Source organism: Cohnella massiliensis (assembly GCF_900169535.1).
GTDB classification, from domain to species: Bacteria; Bacillota; Bacilli; order Paenibacillales; family Paenibacillaceae; genus Cohnella; species Cohnella algarum.
Genome location: NZ_LT821259.1, coordinates 2087727 through 2106505, shown reverse-complemented (window position 1 = coordinate 2106505; position 18779 = coordinate 2087727). Strand labels below are relative to the sequence as shown.

General features: G+C 57.8%; 15 protein-coding genes and 1 pseudogene. 3 read left to right on the top strand and 13 right to left on the bottom strand.

Going from position 1 to position 18779, the window contains the following annotated elements; translation table 11 throughout:
• Positions 1–67: 67 nt before the first annotated feature.
• The 4 genes from B7E11_RS23555 to B7E11_RS23535 all read right to left on the bottom strand — a co-directional run bounded on the left by B7E11_RS23555 (position 68) and on the right by B7E11_RS23535 (position 4397).
• Positions 68–2062 carry an ABC transporter substrate-binding protein gene (locus tag B7E11_RS23555; RefSeq protein ID WP_240353371.1) on the bottom strand — a complete coding sequence of 665 codons (1995 nt, stop codon included), beginning with the start codon at positions 2060–2062 and terminating at the stop codon, positions 68–70.
• A 61-nt stretch (positions 2063–2123) separates the two neighbouring features.
• Positions 2124–3155, bottom strand: coding sequence for a LacI family DNA-binding transcriptional regulator (locus tag B7E11_RS23550; RefSeq protein WP_245809806.1), 1032 nt, complete (start codon positions 3153–3155; stop codon positions 2124–2126).
• Between the two features lie 380 nt (positions 3156–3535).
• Positions 3536–3718: a PspC domain-containing protein gene (locus B7E11_RS23545; protein ID WP_080839407.1), complete on the bottom strand. Its 183-nt coding sequence runs from the start codon at positions 3716–3718 to the stop codon at positions 3536–3538.
• Positions 3719–4133: 415 nt separating this feature from the next.
• A complete protein-coding gene (locus tag B7E11_RS23535; RefSeq protein WP_080839405.1) occupies positions 4134–4397 on the bottom strand; it encodes an efflux RND transporter periplasmic adaptor subunit in 264 nt (87 codons plus the stop codon).
• A gap of 23 nt (positions 4398–4420) precedes the next feature.
• On the opposite strand from B7E11_RS23535, the gene B7E11_RS23530 reads away from it, so the two are divergent.
• A complete protein-coding gene (locus B7E11_RS23530; protein ID WP_080839403.1) occupies positions 4421–4741 on the top strand; it encodes a hypothetical protein in 321 nt (106 codons plus the stop codon).
• Between the two features lie 168 nt (positions 4742–4909).
• On the opposite strand, the gene B7E11_RS23520 is transcribed toward B7E11_RS23530, so the two are convergent.
• The 3 genes and pseudogenes from B7E11_RS23520 to B7E11_RS23510 form a co-directional block, all read right to left on the bottom strand.
• Entirely contained in the window at positions 4910–6310 is a 1401-nt protein-coding gene (locus tag B7E11_RS23520) for an ABC transporter substrate-binding protein (protein WP_176220870.1), read from the bottom strand.
• A 143-nt stretch (positions 6311–6453) separates the two neighbouring features.
• Positions 6454–8238, bottom strand: coding sequence for a sensor histidine kinase (locus B7E11_RS23515; protein ID WP_080839398.1), 1785 nt, complete (start codon positions 8236–8238; stop codon positions 6454–6456).
• Positions 8235–8923: pseudogene (locus B7E11_RS23510) on the bottom strand (response regulator transcription factor). The gene B7E11_RS23515 and the pseudogene B7E11_RS23510 overlap by 4 nt, the downstream one beginning before the upstream one ends.
• 253 nt (positions 8924–9176) lie before the next feature.
• Between B7E11_RS23510 and B7E11_RS23505 the strand changes: the two are divergent.
• Both B7E11_RS23505 and B7E11_RS23500 read left to right on the top strand, forming a co-directional pair.
• The gene (locus B7E11_RS23505; protein ID WP_245809805.1) at positions 9177–10238 is read left to right on the top strand and encodes a DJ-1/PfpI family protein; all 1062 of its coding nucleotides are present in this window, start codon (positions 9177–9179) and stop codon (positions 10236–10238) included.
• A 21-nt stretch (positions 10239–10259) separates the two neighbouring features.
• A complete protein-coding gene (locus tag B7E11_RS23500; RefSeq protein WP_080839396.1) occupies positions 10260–11033 on the top strand; it encodes a DJ-1/PfpI family protein in 774 nt (257 codons plus the stop codon).
• Between the two features lie 231 nt (positions 11034–11264).
• Here the strand turns inward: B7E11_RS23500 and B7E11_RS23495 are convergent, their stop codons facing one another.
• The 6 genes from B7E11_RS23495 to B7E11_RS23465 all read right to left on the bottom strand — a co-directional run bounded on the left by B7E11_RS23495 (position 11265) and on the right by B7E11_RS23465 (position 18644).
• The gene (locus B7E11_RS23495; RefSeq protein ID WP_080839393.1) at positions 11265–11690 is read right to left on the bottom strand and encodes a hypothetical protein; all 426 of its coding nucleotides are present in this window, start codon (positions 11688–11690) and stop codon (positions 11265–11267) included.
• A gap of 430 nt (positions 11691–12120) precedes the next feature.
• Positions 12121–12900, bottom strand: coding sequence for a response regulator transcription factor (locus B7E11_RS23485; protein WP_080839390.1), 780 nt, complete (start codon positions 12898–12900; stop codon positions 12121–12123).
• Positions 12897–14585 (bottom strand): sensor histidine kinase, encoded by a 1689-nt coding sequence (locus B7E11_RS23480; protein WP_176220869.1) that lies wholly within the window; start codon positions 14583–14585, stop codon positions 12897–12899. The genes B7E11_RS23485 and B7E11_RS23480 overlap by 4 nt, the downstream gene beginning before the upstream one ends.
• Positions 14586–14651: 66 nt before the next feature.
• Positions 14652–15716 carry an NAD(P)-dependent alcohol dehydrogenase gene (locus tag B7E11_RS23475; protein ID WP_080839387.1) on the bottom strand — a complete coding sequence of 355 codons (1065 nt, stop codon included), beginning with the start codon at positions 15714–15716 and terminating at the stop codon, positions 14652–14654.
• A gap of 21 nt (positions 15717–15737) precedes the next feature.
• The gene (locus B7E11_RS23470; protein ID WP_080839386.1) at positions 15738–17351 is read right to left on the bottom strand and encodes a glycoside hydrolase family 43 protein; all 1614 of its coding nucleotides are present in this window, start codon (positions 17349–17351) and stop codon (positions 15738–15740) included.
• A 24-nt stretch (positions 17352–17375) separates the two neighbouring features.
• Positions 17376–18644, bottom strand: coding sequence for an ABC transporter substrate-binding protein (locus B7E11_RS23465; protein ID WP_080839384.1), 1269 nt, complete (start codon positions 18642–18644; stop codon positions 17376–17378).
• Positions 18645–18779: the final 135 nt, after the last annotated feature.

Sequence of the window (18779 nt, the reverse complement as noted above, 5' to 3'; positions counted from 1 at the left end):
TTCTATCGGCTCCTTCGTCCCCCTGGCATTCGTCGTTGGTCAAGGTCCGGCTAACTCGGCCTCGGGATTACGACTCCAGGAAGAACTGAGCCGGATGCGCGTGTCCGAGTCCGCGGAATTCGTCCGAGCTGACGAGCGTCGGCACGTTCCGCAAATTGTTTTTCGCCACGACGAGCACCGGCGTCGGTCCCGTGTAGCCGATGACCCATTGGTTTTTCTGATGCAGCTTGACGATTTCGTCGGTCCACTTTTGCACTTCTTCTTTCGTCTTCGCGGCCTTTACCTTGTCCCAATGCTCGAGAATCTTGGCGATATCGCCTTCCGGCTTGACGCCTTCCTTCCCTTGCGAGGAGGTGTACAGCCCGTAGTGTCCGAACCACGGCGTGATGACGCGCAGCGGCACGAGCTCGTCCGGACGGAACGCCACGTTGACGATGCTTACCGTTTTGACGGCCACCGGGATTTTGTTGGCGTACTTCAGGTCGAAATACGAGCCCTGATCGACGATTTTCACGTCCGTTCTCAGGCCGATCGCCTCGTAATACTTGCGGATCAACTCGATAAATTTCTCGTTGTCAGCCGTATCTTCCTGATAAATCGTCAGCGTAAGCGCGGAACCGTCCGCAAACGTCCGATACTTGTTGGCGGAATCCCACTTCAGGCCGATTTCGTCTAGAAGCCGGGCGGCGCGCGCCGTGTCGTACTCCACCCACTGCTGCGCCCAGCCTTCCTGATAATTCGGCAGGCCTTCCGGCACCGAAGCCTGTCTCGGCTCGCCGAGTCCGTTCGTGATGATCTCCGACACTTCCGTGCGGTCGACCGCGACCGACAGCGCTTCGCGGAACCGGATGTCCTGGAACAGCTCGCGCAGCTTCGGATCCTCCGTCGTCTGGTTCAGCTGCACGCCCGTGCTGGACCAATTCGGCGTTGTCCACGGAATGACGCGGTAGCCGCCTTTTTGCTCGTTTTCTTTCAGCACCGTGAAGTCGGTAAAATCGAACGTCGTGATTTCGACGTTTCCGGCCATCGTTTCGAGCAGTTTATGGCTCTTGTCCTGCATTTTCGTCAACACGATGCGATCGATGTACGGCAGCTGGTTGCCTTCGGCGTCCGTCTTGAAATAATAAGGATTGCGCTCCATGATGAAGCGGTCGCTGTTCATGTCGTTTTTGGCGACCCAGGCGCGCAGCGTCGGGCGCTGCGAGTACAGCCAGTAGTAATAGCCCGTCCATACGCCGAAGTTTTTCAGGTCCTCGAAGCCGTATTCCTTCGCCTTCGCAAGCGCCGCCTGCTCGCCGATAAATTCCGGCAAAATCGTTTTGTAATAGTGGGCCGGCGCGAAAAACCATTTGTTGTCGATGGCCAGCCGCTCCAGGAACATGACGTTCGGGTGCTTGAACGTAACCTTGACCGTGTAATCGTCCACCTTGGTTACGTCCGCGCGCGCTTTTTCCCCGGTGACGGGGTCGACGGAATAATAGCAGTCGTAAAGCGCTTTGCCGAACGTTTCGGGAAGGAGCATATGCTCCCAGTAAAAGATCACGTCGTCGGCCGTGAACGGCACGCCGTCCGACCATTTCATCCCTTTGCGCAGGTAGATGAGATACTCCGTCGAGTCCGCGTTGACATCGTAGCCTTTGGCGACGTTCGGCTCGACGCCGGTCCCCTCCTTGTTGAAGCGGAACAGGGCCTCTTCCGTCGGCAGGCCGATCGACCATTTGTCGTCCGGTCCGTTCCAGGGGAAATTCCATTCGCCGCCGTACTGTCCGATTTTTTCGACGACCGGCTCCACCATAATGTCTTCCTTGGCCGGCAGCCGCTCGGCGACGTTCGCCAGCGTCCCCGCTTTCACCAGCTCCGCCAGCATCGGCGCTTCCTTGTAGTCTCCGGAGCCGGACGCTTGTCCGCTGCTCGAAGTCGGCGTCTGGGACGCCGCCGTTTCCGTTGCCGGCGCCTGCGTCCCGCTACCGTTCGTTGCCGTTTCGTTGCCCCCCGTGCACGCCGCAAGCAAAGCGATGACGAGCACCATGACCATACATCCGTAAGCCGACTTGAACCGCAAAGAAATCTCCCTCCGCTCTTTTAATGAAAACACTTCTATTTTCACGTCGGCTCGCTTCGTTTCATGAATCCGACGGGAAAATCGACCGAACCGGACCGCAGGAGGCCCTCTCTACGAGCTTGCTTTGGATGATCACTTGCTTGACGAGCTTTTCCTTGGCCTTCAGCTGTTCGATCAGCAGCTTGGCCGCCTCCTGCCCGAGCGTCTCGCCGTTCAATTCGATGCACGTCAGGGGCGGATTGAACTCGTTCGGATAGACGGTATCGTTGTTGAAGGCGATAACCGACACGTCGCGGGGGACCGCCAACCCCAGTTCGGACAATGCGCGGTACACGCCCAACGCGATCTGGTCCGTATCGGCGATGACGGCCGTAATCCGGGCAAAGCGCCGCAGGAATTTTACAGCCGTTTCGTAACCGTACTCGATCGAGCTGACCGCTTCGTCCCGAAAGACGGAAAATCGTTCGTCCGGCGCAAGCCCGCGCTTCTGAAAAGCCGCCTCGTAGCCGGCCCTGCGGTCCTGGCTGACAGTGTGCTGCTTGACCGCATTGATGAGCAAAATATTGCGGTGTCCCAGTTCGAGCAAATGGGCCGTCGCCGCTTCTGCCGCCATGACGTTGTCGTTGTTCACATAGGACAGGTTCGATTCGAATTTTTTCGGCGGCTTGCCGATGATCGTCATGATCCGCCCGCTTGCCGCGCGCTCTTCAATGCGCTTGTCCGACGTCGACGGGTCGAGAATGATCTCCCCGTCCGCCGGGTCGGAGGTCATCTGCGTCACCTGGTTTCGGAACTCGTCGGGCAGCGTGTCGATCAGCAGCCGATAGCCCTGCCGATTGCACTCTTTCAATACGCCGTTAAAAAACGAGAGATTGTACTGATTGAATTTCACCTTCCGGCCGTCCATCACCAGCCCGATGATCCGCGTTTCCTTCGTGACCATGCTTCTTGCGAAATAGTTCGGCCGGTAATTGAGCTCCCTGGCCGAATTCAGCACGCGCTCTCGCACGGCTTCGCTGATCGCTCGCTTGCCGCTGAACACGTTCGACACCGTGCTTTTAGAAACGCCTGCCACCTTTGCCACATCGTTCATATTAGGCATACTCTTTCCTCCGCTTCCCAATATGGATATTAAACTAGTTTTGTAAAACGAAGATTATAAAGGATGAAGACTTTTTTTAATTTTTCGTGTTGATCGGTCCGTTTTGTTAAACTAGTTTAACGAAAGTCCACCAGGGTTTAGAGATGATTCGTACTCAGCTCCCGGGCCGTATTTGGACCCGTTCAAACGAAATAACGGCCTCGCGAGGCCGTTATTTGTCGCCTTTCCCGATATTTCGCGAACAACGGTCTCTTGCGACCGTTAATTCAGTTCCCCGGCCGTTTCCCCGAGTGGCGAGTTCCGGGAACCATGTCGCTTTAACACGCCCAGACAAAAAAATCGTTTCACCTTCGCTCTCCTAATCGGTACGATTAAAGAGTATGATTCTCGTCGAGCGAATTCGCCAAAATGATGTAGATGATAAAGGAAACGGGCAAGGTCACGATGAAAATGAGCCGGATGCCGAATGAAGAAATGCCAAAGAATTCCGCGATTCCCCCGCAAACTCCTTGTATGGATTTGTTTCGGGAGGATCGCTTCAATTTGGTTTGCATCAAAGATATCTCCCCGCACTAGAAAATAGTTCATAGAAAAGAGTACGCTTGAATGATTAATCGAATGATTGTACGATATGTAAAATATTCGCTCCGCGCCCAGCCTTTCCTTCCCTTCTCGCCAGAAAAAAAGCCGCCGATTCGAGCCAGCAGCCGCAATGGTAATCCCTCTTCATTCTCCATCATCCGATTTGGCAAGCTTGCATTCGATAATCATGTTCGATCCCCCCTTAAAAGCATGGAAACCGATTCGATGACTTTTTGTTTGACCTCTGCCGATATAAGAGGACTCATCTTAATAGCGGCATCCTCCGTAATTTGGTGCGTTTCACTCTCCGACACGCGGCCCGGATACAAGGTGTTAGTACCGGTATTGAACGCCTCGCCAATCGGTGTACAAGAAACAAAGCATCCTTCACAGCCGAACTCGCGTCCCGTCCTCCAGCGGCTCTTCGCTCTCCACGACGATGCGGTCGAACTCCGACAGTCCGGAGACGACGGCAGCCGTTCGATCGTCCGCGCCGGATAGTTCGACATTTGCGCGCTCGGCGTAGTAAGCGTTGCCCAGCGGACCGGTTCGCTCCCGAATGACAAACGCATAGGCGCCGTCCCGATCCCATCGAAGCGCACGGCTGGAAACGAGCAGCGCGTCGCCTTCTTCCCCGGCGGCCAGCTCCAACCGAACGCGCTCCCCGCCTCGCAATGCCTCGTCCCTTACGACGATGCGCAGCAGTCGAATCTCCTCCGCAAGCGCCGCTTCCGTTCCCGTCCCCGAATCTGAAGGCGTTCAGCGCGCCGTTCCAATCGAAAACGATTTGCCAGACGGCGACGACGGAGGCGACCGGCACGACAAGCGGCAGGACGAAGGCGGTTTGCAGCCAGCGGCGAATTGCCGGACGCGAGTCGAGCAGCAGAGCGATCAGAAGCGACGCCGCGGTCAGTAACGGAACGCTGAGCCCGGCAAAAAGCAGCGTGTTGATCGCCGCCCGGCGAAACGAGCCGCTGTCCAGCACCTCCCGATAATGGGCGAACCCGACGAACCGTCCGCCTCCCGTCGGATCGACGAACGATTCGTACAAGCCCATCGCGAACGGAACCGCATAGAAAACCGAGAAGCCGGCAAGGCTGGGCGCAAGAAACAGCAGCGCCGCGACGCCGTCCCCGCGCGTTCGGAAGACGTCGAAATATCGCTTATTCATTGAGATAAGTCGTCACTTTGTTATGAATGAGCTTCGCCACGGCTTCTGCCGACTTCTGCCCGCTGAAAAAGGCGGGGAGTTCGCTAAACAGCGTCGATTCGATTTGGGGCGGAATGTCGGCTTTCGGATGCACCGCCCGGGCCAGCAGCTCGTCCAGAGCCGCGCGGTCGGCCTCCGTCACGGGAAACGTTTTGCCGGTCTCCGCGTCAGCCAGTTCCCCCGCCGCCACCAGCTCGTCGATCCGTTCCTCGTAGGCCGACTTGTTGATCGGAAACCCGTAGGCCTGTTTTTTTTCGTTCATCAGGAATTTCAGGAAGTCCCAAGCTTCCGCCTTGACGGACGAGTTCACGTTGATCGCCACGTTGTGAGCGGTGGAGAAAAATCCTCCCGGCGCCATGCCGTCCGCTTTCGGGTTCGCGTAAAACTTCGGATTCTTTTGGTAGACGGATTCGTTCAAGACGCGGAAATAATCTTCGACCGAAGAAAGGGTCATATCGATGAAGTACGATTTTTCGAAATTTCGCGCATCCAGCGTCAGCGCCTTATTCGTTTCCATGTCGCGGATCTGGTCGAGCAGCCCGACAAACAGCTCGCCTTCGAAATTCGCCTGCCGGTTCACTTCGTCCACCAGCGCCGGATAGTTGCTGCTGACCAGATCGTAGACCAGGTTTTCCGGCGCCTTGTAGACATAGCCGTATTCGTACTCCCCGGCCTCCGCCAATCGGCTTCCCGTCTCGCTGAATTGCGCCCAGTTCCAGCTTTGGTCGTCGAACGCGACCCCGGCTTTCTCGATCGCCTGCCGGTCGCCGATCAGTCCGTTCAGCATGAACGACAGAGGAATCGCGTACAGATTGCCGTCCGGATTCACATTGTCGAGAATGTTTGCAAAATACCGGTCGGCTTCGAACGTCGGATCGCCCGCGATCGCTTCGCTCAAGTTCAGCAGCAGACCTTTGCCCGCATACTGATCTGTCGGCAGCCAAGTCATGTCCAGCAGGTCCGGGCCTTGGCCCGCCAGCATCTCGGCCCCCGTCGTCATGCGGAACTGCTCCAGCAGCTTGCCGTCGAGGTCGTTCATCCCTTTGCGCAAATAGTTCACTTCGATCGTAATGTTCGGATGCAGCTCCTCATACTTCCGCTTTGCTTCCTCGTATACTTCGTTGTAGTCGTAAGCGGAAAAAACGACCGTTTTCTCTTCGTCCGTCGCAGGCGGTCCAATGGGTGCTTTTCCGGATCCGGCGCCGGACGGTTTCGGCGTCGCATTCGTTTCCCCGTTCGCCGCATTGGTCGAACCGGACGGCTTCAGGCTTTCTCCCCCGTTTCCGTTCCCGCTGCACGCGGCGGCGCTCAGGACAAGCAGGCAGCAGGCTAAAGCAAGCAATATCTTTCTCATCTCGGCAAATTCTCCTTCTCCTTTTGGACTGGATGATGTCATCATTGTAGCCGTCGGCCGTCAAGACCGAATGGAGACGAGATCAAGATCGGATAAAGATTCGAAAAAAAACGCCCCTCCCGGGGGCGCCTTCTCCGCTGCCGTTATTCCGCATGCATGTCCAGGTAAAAATAAAACGCGACGCCGTCTTCCGTATTCCCCGCGCCGTAAGGAACGCCATGCAGCTCGAGAATGTTCTTCGAGATGGCAAGTCCGAGCCCGCTGCCGCCTTCGGAACGTCGGCGGGACGAGTCCCCCCGATAAAAGCGGTCCCACACTTTATCCAGTTGTTCGTCCGGAATGCGGGCTCCCTTGTTTTCCACGCGCACGAGAACGCGCTCTCCTTCGCGAGCGACGAGGATGTCGATTCGCTCCTCTTCGGGCGTGTACTGGATGGCGTTGTTCAAAAAGTTGACCGCCACCTGCTCGATGAGCCGCTGGTTCGCCACCACGACGGCGGGCTCCAGGCTCGCCTTCAGGCGCAGCCGCTTTTCGGCGAGCTTCAGAGCCAACTGCTCGCAGACGGCTTCGACGGACTTTTCGATCGGGAACGGCTCCGTTTTCAACCGGTACGTGCCCGACTCGTACTTGGCCAGATCGAGCATGTCCGCGACGAGCAGGTCCATCTTGTCGACTTCCCGCTCGAGAGCGGCAAAGTAATAATCCCGCTTTTCGCCGGCTACTCCGTCCTTCAGGATCGAAAGGCAGCTCTTCATGACGCTTAGCGGCGTCTTCAGCTCGTGGGATACGCCGGAGATGAATTCCTTGCGCGTCGTTTCCAGCCGTTTCTCCTTTTCGATGTCCTCCTTCAACTGGCCGATGTGCGCTTGCAAGCTGCTAGACAACGTGTTGATGCTGAGGGACAGCTCCCCGATCTCGTCCCGCGAAGAAATCGGCACCGCGGCTGTAAAGTCGAGCTCCGCCAGCCGTTTCGTCGTCCGGTTGATGGCGAGCAGCGGCCGGGCGATTCGAATGGCGTGATAGAGGGCGACAAGCACGATGAGTACCGTCGCGAACGCGACGACATAGACATAATAATCCTCTACCATTCGCACCGCTTCGTCCACCGGCTGCAGCGAAACGAGCGCGACCAGGTACGCAGCTTCACCCCGGTCGTTCATCAAAGGTCGAACGAACCATTGATACCGGACGTCGTTCTGCTCGAAGTCCGTTGTCAGAGCGTCGGCTTTCATTTCTTCGCCAAGCAGCAGATCGACGCGGAACTCTTCGATTCGGTCCAGGAAAAGCTCATTGTCGCCCGGCGATTCGGATCCGTCTTCCGGAAGCTGCATCCGAACGTTGTCCACGATCGCCTTGGATGCCGTAAACTCGAATGGCGGCGGGGCTTTTTCCTCGGCATACCGCCGTTTATACTCCCCAACCAACTCATCGGTAAGGGACGCCAGCCGTTCGTCTTTCCAGCTTGCGCCCAGTTCCGGCGCTTCGAGCGCGATCGGCAGAAACAAACCTGTCCGCTTGATGCCCTGGATGATAATATACGTTCCCCGCGCAAGCGCCGAAATGTCCGCGTTCGCGCCGTCCTCCGGAACGAGGGCATCCAGCGGGACCCGGTACGGCGGCCCGTCCGGATCTTCGGCCAGCTTCGTCTCCAGGTACATCGTTTGACGCGGATTTCCATACTCGTCCAGCACGGTTGCCCAAACGCCATGGTTTAGATCGAGATTCCGCTCCAGCTTCGCGATGTCGGCCTCGTCGCCGACCGCGTACTTCTCCGCGAACGACCGCAGTTCCGCCTCGATGTCGGCGACTTTCCGGTTGATGTAGTATTCTTTGAAAAAAAGCGTTTGACCGACGTATATAACCGCTAGAATAAGAGAGCAAAGCGCGGTCGTCAGCCCGAACAGCTTCCAGACGATGCCGACCCTCATCGTTCGCCCCCAAACTTGTATCCGGCACGGACGACGGTTGCGATTAGCGACGATTTTTCCCCTAGCTTGGCTCGCAAATTGCGAATGTGCGTGTTGATCGTCCGGTCGTCCCCATCGTACTCGTATCCCCAAATTTTCCGAATGAGCTGCTCCCTTGTCACGACGATGCCGTGGTTTTGCATCAGATACGCGAGAATTTCGATTCCGTATGGGTCAGACCGATCAGATCGCCCTCCACCGTCACGGTCCGGGACGGAAAATGCAGATGCACGCCTTGCAGTCTCAAGGAGTCGCCCGCATAGGATGGGGCCCGAAGGCGCGCCCGGCTCTCGAGCAGCCGCTTCGCTCTCGCCAGCAGCACCGGCGGGCTGTACGGCTTCGTCACGTAGTCGTCGGCGCCGAGCTCGAAGCCGAGCAGCGTGTCGTCCTCGTCCGCGCGGGCCGTCAGCATGATGATCGGGACGTCCGACGTTTTGCAAATCCGCCGGCATACGGACCAGCCGTCCAGTCCGGGAAGCATGATATCGAGAATGATCAGATCGACCGCACGGTCGCGGCAGAGCGCCAACGCCTCGTTGCCGTCTCCGGTCTCCAGCGCTCCATAGCCTTCGCTGGCGAAATAATCTTTAAGGACTTCCCGCAAAATCGGTTCGTCTTCGACGATCAGAATCGTTTTTTCCGACATGTGCGCACCGCCTATAGTCGCATCGAATCCCGATGCCAAGTCTTCCCCCATTGTCGCCGTTAGGAAATGGCTCGTCAACTCCCGGGTTCTGTGCCTGCAAGGATGATAAGCGCGCATTTTGTGATGAACTGTTGACGATATTGTGCCTTTTTTCCGACCTCAATCGAGATATTCCTTTGTTACGATTATAACGCGAACGCGGACGGGAGCGCCCGAAAGCGCAATTAACGTCCCGGTCAATAAAATTGAAGGAGTGATTCCGATTGACGCTTCAAAAAATACGGTAACGGTTCAGATCGCGCTTTTCGACGGCTTTGATCTTCTGGATGCCATCGCGCCCTACGAGGTGTTTTGCGCCGCCGCGATGTATGCGGAAAACGCGTTCAGCGTGGAGTTCGTCACCGCCGAAGGACCGAGGCTCGTGACCAGCGGCATCAACGGGTTAAAAATCGAGGCGACCGGCGCATTGAACCCGGAACGCGCAGGCATCCTTCTCGTGCCGGGCGCTTCCGGCGACGTCGAAGGAGACGGCCCCGATTCGATCCCGGCCATTCTGGGTCGGGCCGCGAATACGGACTTGACGAGGCTGGTTGGGCAGGCGCTGGGGCAAAAAGACATCGTAGTCGCCACGGTATGCGGCGGTTCCCTGGTGTTGGCCATGGGAGGATTGCTGGAAGGCAGGCCTGCGGTAACGAACCGTCTGGGCATGGATTTGCTTGGAGCCGCCGGAGCGGTCCCCGTCCCGGCACGCGTCGTGGATGACGGCAACCTGGTTACCGGCGGCGGCGTCACTTCCGGGCTCGATGTCGGGCTTTACCTGGTGGAACGCGAGCTAGGCCCCAGAATCGCGCACGAGGTCGAACGGTTGTTCGAGTTTGAAAGGAGAGGGACCGTTTGGCGAAATGCCGGAATGGCGCCCGGGAGTTCGAAATTTTCGAATGACGGCGCCTCGAACACCGCATCGGAATCGACGGGTGAGATGGACGGCGTTCCGGATCGAAAAATCGGGCATCCGTCCGCTTTCGACGGGGATTGGGACACGACCGTCGTTACGCCGATCGGAAAGCTTCAGGTCAAGCTCTCGATCTCGGCAAGCGGCGGGTTGATTCGAGGCAAGGCAACGCAAGGAGGCGAAACGGTCGAATTTATAAGCCCCGAGTTTCAGGACGGAAAGCTTGTCTGGTCTCTTCGAATCGCGAAACCAATTCGCTTGAATCTGAGATTCGAAGTTGCGGTCGACGGAGACCGGATGACCGGAGTCGCCAAAGCCGGCATGCTGCCGGCATCCAAATTAACGGGAAAACGGATTTCCTAAACGGAAGGATCGGATCTGAAAATGAAAAAAATGTTTGGCTTGCTCTTGTCGATTACGCTTATGCTTAGCCTGGTCGCCCCTGCCGGAAGCGCAAAAACAAAAGAGGAACGGGATGCTCCGAAGGATGGAAGCCTGCATGTTCAAATCGTGCTTTTCGACGGGTTCGACCTGCTGGACGCATTGGCGCCCTATGAAGTTTTCGCCGCCGCCGGCATGTATTCGGGAGATGCGGTTACGGTGGAATTGGTATCCGCGGAGGGCAAGCGTTTCGTTCCGAGCGGTTTGAACGGTCCGTCCCTCGAAGCGCAAGCCGTATTGGATCCGAATCGTCCGGGGATTATTCTGGTACCGGGCGCTTCGGGCAAGCCGGCAGGAAATTCGGAAGATGCCATCCCGGCTATTTTAAAGCAGGCCTCGGAGACGGACTTGCCTAAACAGATGAAAAGGGCTCTCCACAATGAGGACGTCACCGTTGCTACCGTATGCGGTGGTTCCTTGCTGCTCGCGATGAAAGGGTTGTTGAAAGACAGATATGCGGTTACGAATCAGATCGGCATGACAGCGCTAGGAGCTCTCGGCGCCATTCCGGTAGAAGCGAGAGTCGTCGAAGACGGTCCTCGCCTCGTCAGCGGAGGCGGCGTCACTTCGGGACTCGATGTGTCCTTGTATTTGGTCGAACGCGAGTTAGGACCGCAAATCGCCAATGCCGTCGAGAAGTTGTTTGAATACGAGGCACGAGGAACGGTATGGAAAGCGGAAGGCATGGCGCCGATCGATTTTAACGCGAGTCAGTAAGCCCCTGAAGTAAAATAACAGGCCGGATTGGCAGCGGCCCTGCATTTTGGATCGCTGCCGATCGGGCGCTCGACGGCAGCGTTCAGGAGAAACGTCCGTGCCGCCGGCGAAGCGCTTTGAATAAATGTTATATTTAGGATATACTGGAGCCGACATGCGAAAACTTCGAATGTCGGCTCGCATTTCTTTTTTGCCTCAAAGCGTCGAGGAGCGAAATCGTTCAGATCGAATTCAAACGTACAAATTATAAATCTGCCTCAGCGTATAGGGGCGGTCCGGGTCGTGCTGGCCGTTTTTGCCGACGACCTTGACATAATAGGTATTGCTAAGGGAAGTCGTATAGTAGCCTACGTTTTCCGTCGACTCGGACGTCGCGGACGAGGAGACAAGGTTGAAGTTCGCATCGTACAGGTACAGATCGTAATCGGCGCCCTCCGGATTGACGAGCTGGAACAGCGTGAGCCGTCCGCCGGAAGCCTTGTAGTAATCCGCGTCCGTCGGCGTGGAGATATACGAGGTAATGTACCGGGAATACGGGAGGCTCGTTGCGGTCGAAAACGAGTCGTTCGGCTCGTAATTGTCCGCCGCGTATGCCGAGGTTGCGGATGCAAACGTGGCGGCAAGCACCGTCGCCAGCAGCAGGTTCCGTTTTTTCATCGTTCATCTCTCCTTATAAAACACAAATATTAGTCGCTTTTCTATTATATACTAATTCATAAGCAAATTGATAGATTGCAAAATCGGTTTTAGCGTTCTCAGCTGGTTCGGCATAGGGGGGGCGATTTGGTTTCACCGGATTCCGTCCGATCAAATGCAGCTCTTACAAAAACCTGCGAATCTGCATCCTTTTAAGCTGAATCGACCGGCAGAGGGTGAAATTCATGCGAATGCGCAGGCTTTGCCTGCGCAAACGTCCCGTTTTGGCCTGTTCGTACGAAAAAAAAGCATTTTCGCATGTTTGCTCCCGCGAGTCATCTGCGGTTCTTAGGAAAACCTTCATCATTGCAGGTCTTTCATCCGATCGCCTCTGATCCGCAAACAAAAAACACGCCTAGCCGGCGTGCTTTTCGAGTCGATTCCGCTTCGTCTACGTTCGGACGCCCCGGCTGCGCTGTTTCATTCGGTCCCGGTAATGCTTGGGCGTCAACTGCTCGTGCTTCTTGAAAATTTTGATGAAATAGCTCGTCGATTGATAGCCGATTCTCTCCGAAATTTCTTCCAGGCTGAGCGAAGATTGCAGCAGCATTTCCTTCGCTTTCTTCATCCGGCATTCCGTGACGTAATCGATAAAGTTGATGCCCAGCTCTTCCTTGAACAGCACGCTGAAATAGCTGGCGTTCAGGTGAACGCGGGCCGCCACGTCCTTGATCGGAAGCGCTTCGTGGATATGCTCGCGAATGTATTGAACCGCCTTTCCGATGGCGGCGTTGCCTGGCTCGTCCGAAATCGCCGCCTCCTCCCGCTCCCGGGCGGGCAGCCGATCATTCGGCAGCGGGATCGACAGCGCCTTCTCGACCGCCTGGACGAGCTGATCCTGCTGCACCGGCTTGAGCAAATAATCCGCAACCCCCAGCCGCAAGGCGCTGTGGGCATAATCGAATTCGGCGAATCCCGTCAGCATGATGCAGCGGATCGGATTATCGTCGCCGCGAAGCGCTTCCAGCAGCTGAATGCCGTCCATGACGGGCATCCGGATATCGGTCAGCAGCAAATCGTAATCGTTCGCGCGCAAGCGATTCAGCGCCTCGGCCCCGTTTTCGGCGCTGTCGATCACGCCCCGGCCGCCGCCCCATTCCTGAAGCGTAAAGGTGACGCCCAGCCTTGTATTCGGTTCATCTTCGACGACGAGAATCGACGGAAACTTCATGGCTTCTCCCCCTCGTTCGCCGGCAAGGTCAACGTTACCGTCGTCCCGCCGGCCTCCCTGCTCTCGATCCGCAGGCCGTACGGCTTTCCGTATTGCAGCTGCACCAGCTTGTGCACGTTGAAAATCCCGATGCCCCTGCCGTTCATCATCAGCTCCGTTTTCGTCTCCTTGCGCAGCCGGCCGCGAATCTCCTCCAGCCGTTCGGCGCTCATGCCGACGCCGTTATCCGCGATGACGACCGTTACGGTCTCCCCTTGCAAGGAAGCGGTTACCGTCACGAGTCCGCCCTGGCCGAGCGGTTCGATGCCGTGCACGATCGCGTTTTCCACCAGCGGTTGAACGGTCAGCTTCGGAATCCGGCAGGCGGCCGCGGCCGGATCGACCGCGATGTCCACAAGCAGGCGATCTTGCCAGCGGAGCTTCATCAGGTCCGCGTACCGTTTGACCTGTTCGATCTCCTCCGCTACCGTAACGCTGCCGTCGCCGCCGTGCCGGGAATGGATCGTGTAACGGAACAGCTCGGCAAGCCTGACGATGGAGCCGGACAGCTCCTTCTCTCCCTTGCGGATGTGGGCCCAATAGATGGAATCCAGCGTATTGAACAGGAAGTGCGGGTTGATCTGCGAATGAAGCGCCGTGATCTCGCTTTTGCTCTTCATCAGCTCGGTCTCGTACACCGATCGGATCAGGTGATTCATTTGCCGGACCATCTGGTTGTATTTCGTATTCAGCTGGTTGACCTCCCGGTTGAAATAAAGCTCCGGGTTCTCTCTCAGCGTCCCTTCCTTGCCTTGCTGCATGACGCGGGTCAGCTTCTGGATCGGACGCGTGATGAGCAGGGACAGCGAATACGACAGCAGGGCGAACAGCGCCGCGCACGCGAGGCTGGCCCACAGCATCACCTTCCGGATCAGCCGGATATCCTCCGTGACTACTTTTTTGGGGAGCATAATTTCCAGCCGCCAGTCGGTTTCCTTCACGTTTTTGCTCACGACGATGTAGTCCCGCCGTTTGGCCTCGTCGTCGGGCAGCTCTTGGGCCGCACCCGATTCGGCGGACAGGATCTGATCTTCCTCATCGAACAGAACCATGATGCTGCCCTTCAGCTTCGCCGCATCCCGGTCCTTGTCGATGAATTCGATCAGCGACGGCTTGACCCGGACGACCAGGTAGCCTCCCTTGGCATAATCCAGCTTCTCCAGCTTGACCTGTCTTATCGCCAGCAGGTACTCGGAGTTCTCCGGGTCGCGGGCCAGCCAGACCAAGGCGCCCGCCCGGTCGCTTTCATCGGCTTTCGCGACGATCCGGCTCCCCGCCCTGGCTTCTACGGTTTTATCCACGATCGGATAAATGCTGGAGCCGAGCGAAAACAGCTCCATATCCTGAATCGTTTCGGAGTAGACGATTTTGTCGTACAGGATGCGGCGGATTTTCATCCGTTCCTCGTATGTCGCCTCGCGGCCGTTCCGTTCCTCCAGGAGCCGTTCCTGTATTCGTTCGTCCATCGCCAGCTGCAGCGTCAGCACGTTGATTTCGCTAAGGAGAGATTCGAGGCGCCCGCTCATTTGGTCCGCGATCTCTTCGGCAAATTGGGCCGCGTTTCGCTTCTGCACGCCCGACAGCAGCGCATACAGGCTGCCGACGGCGACGAGCAGCACGATCGTCATCGCGACAATGAAGCCCACGAATATTTGTCCTCTTGTTTGATCCAGTCCCAATCGTTTGAGCAGACGCATCTTCTCCATGTTCCCTTAGCTAATCGCGGTTTGATCCGGGTAAATCATGATTTTGATGCTGGTGTCCTTCTGGGTGCGTGCCATCTCGACCGCCTCCCGGATGTCCTCCAGAGCGAAGCGGTGCGTAATGACCTTCTCCACGTCGAGCCTGGAGCCGGAAAGCGCCTGGATAGCCGCCGGATACGTATTGGCGTAACGGAACAACCCGCAGACGTCGAGTTCGGCGTCGATCAGATGGTTGATGTTCACTTCCAGCTTGTCTTTGGCCGGCATTCCGACAAGCACGACGCGTCCGCCCCGCCGGACGGTCGTGATCGCGTCTTCGATCGCCCGGCCGTTGCCGGACGTCTCCACCAGCACGTCGGCGCCGTGCCCGCCGGTCGCTTCGGCCAGCTTCAGCCCGACGTTTTCGCTGCTCGGATCGAACACGGCGGTTGCGCCCATCCGCAAGGCGAGCTCGCGGCGGAACGGCACGACGTCGGTCGCGTAAATTTCGTTTACGCCGTACATTTTGGCCGCTTGCACGGCGAGCAGGCCGATCGGTCCGAGTCCGGTGACCAGAACGCGGTCGGAGGGCTTCACCCTTCCCCGGTTCATCGCATGAATGCCGACCGAGAACGGCTCGATCAGCGCCCCTTCCTCGAAGCTCATCGAATCCGGCAGCTTGAACACGAAATCGCTGCGGATCGCCACGTATTCCGCCCACGCTCCGTCCACGGGAGGCGTCGCCATAAAGACGACGTCCGGGCACAGATTGTACCGGCCGGATTTGCAATAGCCGCAGCGGCCGCACGTGACGCCCGGCTCGACCGCGACGCGGTCTCCAGCCGCTACGTTCGTCACCTTGGCCCCGGTTTCGACCACGACGCCGGACAGCTCGTGACCGAGAATGAGCGGAGCCTCCACGACGTACCGGCCGATCTTGCCGTGCTCGTAATAATGAACGTCCGAACCGCAAATTCCGATGCAGAATACTTTCAGCAGCACCTCGTCCTCTTTGGGAACCGGAATCGGAACCCGTTTCACTTCGATGTCCAGCGGCCGATTAAGAACGGCCGCGTTCATGGTGTTGGCGCTCATCGTTTTTATCCCCTTCCCGTCTTAAACCGGCTGGCGTTCCGGCTCGCGATACGTGAAATAAGCAAAGTCCGCATGCTTGCCGGAACCGCTCAAATCCTGCGCGCAAATGCCAATGAACGCTCCGGTAAACCCTTGGTCGATCAAATAGCCGTCGATGATCGTCTCGGCGTTCTCGTCCGATATTTTTCCGGCATCCAGCACGGGACCGATGGGCGTCCAGTCGGTCCCGTCGGCGGAATAGTAGAACGCGAACTTTTCGCCATCCGCCTTGGCCATCAGATGAACCCGGCCCCAGCCTTCGACGGACACCGGCGCTTCCAGCGGCTCGTCGTAAACGCCCCGGTCGCTTGTCATCAGGCGCAAGCACCGTCCGGCGTCCTCGTCCCGGCTGATATGCAGGTAGTAGTAATTTTTATTGTTGTAATAGTAAATCAGGCCGGCCATTTGCTGATAGTGCTCGGGCTCGAATTCGACCGCCGTCTTCGCCTCCATGACGAACGATTGCTGACGGCGCGCCAACAGGCTCTGCCTGAAAGCCGAGTAAAGCGATTCTCCTCCCTTCAGGCGCAGAAAACCGGGACGCTCCCGCAGCGTCGCCCAATCCTCGCCGACCGGCCGGCGCAGCGACGCCAGGTGCATGCTCAGCTTGCCCAACGCGAACAGCTCCTCCCCGGGCTCTTCCCAGGGGTGCTCCGGCAGATCGGGCGCTTGTACCGTCACGTACGGGCTGTTGCCGCCTTCGGCCAGCCGCAGCCAGCCGTCCTCCGTCCACTCGACCCGCTGCAGCGCGGTCTCCCGTCCCAGATTGCACTGCATCGAAGGACGCAGCGGCCTGCCGCACAGGTGTGCAATATACCATTCGCCCCCTTGCGTCTCGACCAGGCTCGCATGGCCCGCTCGCTGCAGCTCCAGCTCCGGCTTGCCGGCGGAGGTGAGGAGCGGTCCTTGCGGATCGGCTTCGTACGGGCCGAACGGAGACCTGGAACGGGCCACCGTCGCGGCATGGCCGAACCTCGTCCCGCCTTCGGCGGTCAGCAGGTAGTAATAACCGCCGCGTTCGTACAAATGCGGCCCTTCGGTCAGGCCGAGCTCCGTCCCGCGGAAAATATTGCGGACGGGGCCGACCAGCTTCCGCTCGCGGACGGAATATTCCTGCATCGCGATGCCGCCGAACGGGTTTTTGCCCTTGCGGTGGTCCCACACCATGTTGAGCAGCCATTTTCGCCCGTCCGAGGCGTGGAACAGCGACGGGTCGAACCCGCTGCTGTTCAAATAAACCGGATCGGACCAAGGGCCGTGAATATCGGTCGCCGTCACGAGATAATTGTGCGTGTCCTTGAACGGCCCCAAGTGGCTTTTAACGTCCGTATAGACCAGGTAGAACACGCCGTCCGCATAGCTAAGGCACGGCGCCCAGATGCCGCCGGAGTCCGGATTGCCCAGCATTTGGAGCTGGCTGGGCCGCGTCAGCGGATGGCCCAGCAGCCGCCAGTGCCGGAGATCGCGGGAGTGGTGAATTTGCACGCCGGGAAACCACTCGAACGTTGAAGTGGCAATATAGTAATCGTCCTCGACCCTCAGGATGGACGGGTCGGGATTAAACCCGCGCAGAATCGGATTGCGGATAAGAGACATTGGCGTTACCTCCTCTATGAAGCTTTACTTGATGTCCGAGAGGATCGCCTGAATGTCGGCATCCTTGCTTCCGGCGATGGCGCCGACCGCGTTCAGGAACTGCTCGGCCCGTTTGGCGTCCAGTGTCTGATCGTAGTAGCCGAAGAAGCCTTCCAGGTTTTTGCTGATCGAGTCGTCGTAACGGAAAGCCAGCGGATGCATGTTGGCTTCGTCCAGGCCCGGATTTTTCATTGGGCTGATGTTCGCGCCTTCGTTGATGGCCTTCCGCTGCTCGGGGCTGGTCAGGAAACGGACCGCCTCGTAGGCCGCGTCCTGATTAGTGCCGGAGGAGATCGCCATGCCCGCGCCGAAGCCGCCGTGATAGACGTTGACGCTGCCCGTTCCGCCTTCGACCGCCGGGAAAGACACGAAGTCGACTTTTTCCGCAAAATCGTCGCCCAGGAACGCTTCCATCGCCCATTCGCCCTGCAGGTACATCGCCGCGCGCTCATTGGTGAACAAGGCTTCCGCCGCCGCATAATCGAGGCCCAGGAATCCGTTTACAAAAGCGTTGTGATCCACGGCCAGCTCCCTCAGCATTTGGCCCGCCTGCACGAAAGAATCGGTAGCGAAATCGGTTTCGCCCGCTTTCGCCTTCTCGAACGGCTCGGTTCCGCCGACGCGCTGCGCCAGATAAGCGAACCAGTGCAGCAGCGGCCAACGTTCCTTGCCGGCTACCGTGATCGGGGTAATGTTTTTGGCGTTCAATTGATCCACCACGTTCAGCAATTCCTCATACGTTGTCGGCGGGGTCAATTGATTTTGCTCGAAAATTTCTTTATTGTACCACAGGGATACGCCGCTGAACAGTACGGGAATGCCGTAGGTTTTGCCGTCGTACGTAAACGTCTCGAGTCCGCCCGGAAGCACGTTGTCCTTGAATTCGGCGTCCTGGTCCAAATACGGGGTCAAATCGCCCAGCAAATTGTTGCTCACGAGCGTATCGAACGTCTCGCCGCTCCAGTAAGCCAGAATGTCCGGAAGCTGGTTGCCGGCAATCGCGACCTTGACCTTCGTTTTCAACGCTTCATCCTCGAAAAACTCCGCCTTCACCTGAATGTCCGGGTGAGCGCCGTTGAATTCGGCAATCGACTTCTCGATGATTTCCCGGTTGCGGGTTTCCATGCTCCACATGGTCAATTGCGTCACGTTGTCCGGCGCGCTTTCCGCCGCATTTTGATTGCCGGCGCTGCTGCCGCAGCCCGCAACGATCCACATCGTAAGTGCGAGTAAAACGAGTGCTGCTTTTTTCATCGTTGTCCATTCTCCCTTTTGTTGATCTTTAACATATAGTCGATCCGGTGTCAATGACGCGGCGACGGCGGACGCCGCCCGGGGATGGCGACCCCGAACGGACGGCCTGCTTAAGCGCTCTCATTCAAGCGGGCG

What these genes read in the sequence shown, in the direction of transcription:
- B7E11_RS23550 (WP_245809806.1), bottom strand. Translation starts at nt 3,155, where the DNA reads ATGAACGATGTGGCAAAGGTGGCAGGCGTTTCTAAAAGCACGGTGTCG.
- B7E11_RS23545 (WP_080839407.1), bottom strand. Translation starts at nt 3,718, where the DNA reads ATGCAAACCAAATTGAAGCGATCCTCCCGAAACAAATCCATACAAGGA.
- B7E11_RS23530 (WP_080839403.1), top strand. Translation starts at nt 4,421, where the DNA reads ATGCCTCGTCCCTTACGACGATGCGCAGCAGTCGAATCTCCTCCGCAA.
- B7E11_RS23520 (WP_176220870.1), bottom strand. Translation starts at nt 6,310, where the DNA reads ATGAGAAAGATATTGCTTGCTTTAGCCTGCTGCCTGCTTGTCCTGAGC.
- B7E11_RS23515 (WP_080839398.1), bottom strand. Translation starts at nt 8,238, where the DNA reads ATGAGGGTCGGCATCGTCTGGAAGCTGTTCGGGCTGACGACCGCGCTT.
- B7E11_RS23500 (WP_080839396.1), top strand. Translation starts at nt 10,260, where the DNA reads ATGAAAAAAATGTTTGGCTTGCTCTTGTCGATTACGCTTATGCTTAGC.
- B7E11_RS23495 (WP_080839393.1), bottom strand. Translation starts at nt 11,690, where the DNA reads ATGAAAAAACGGAACCTGCTGCTGGCGACGGTGCTTGCCGCCACGTTT.
- B7E11_RS23485 (WP_080839390.1), bottom strand. Translation starts at nt 12,900, where the DNA reads ATGAAGTTTCCGTCGATTCTCGTCGTCGAAGATGAACCGAATACAAGG.
- B7E11_RS23475 (WP_080839387.1), bottom strand. Translation starts at nt 15,716, where the DNA reads ATGAGCGCCAACACCATGAACGCGGCCGTTCTTAATCGGCCGCTGGAC.
- B7E11_RS23470 (WP_080839386.1), bottom strand. Translation starts at nt 17,351, where the DNA reads ATGTCTCTTATCCGCAATCCGATTCTGCGCGGGTTTAATCCCGACCCG.
- B7E11_RS23465 (WP_080839384.1), bottom strand. Translation starts at nt 18,644, where the DNA reads ATGAAAAAAGCAGCACTCGTTTTACTCGCACTTACGATGTGGATCGTT.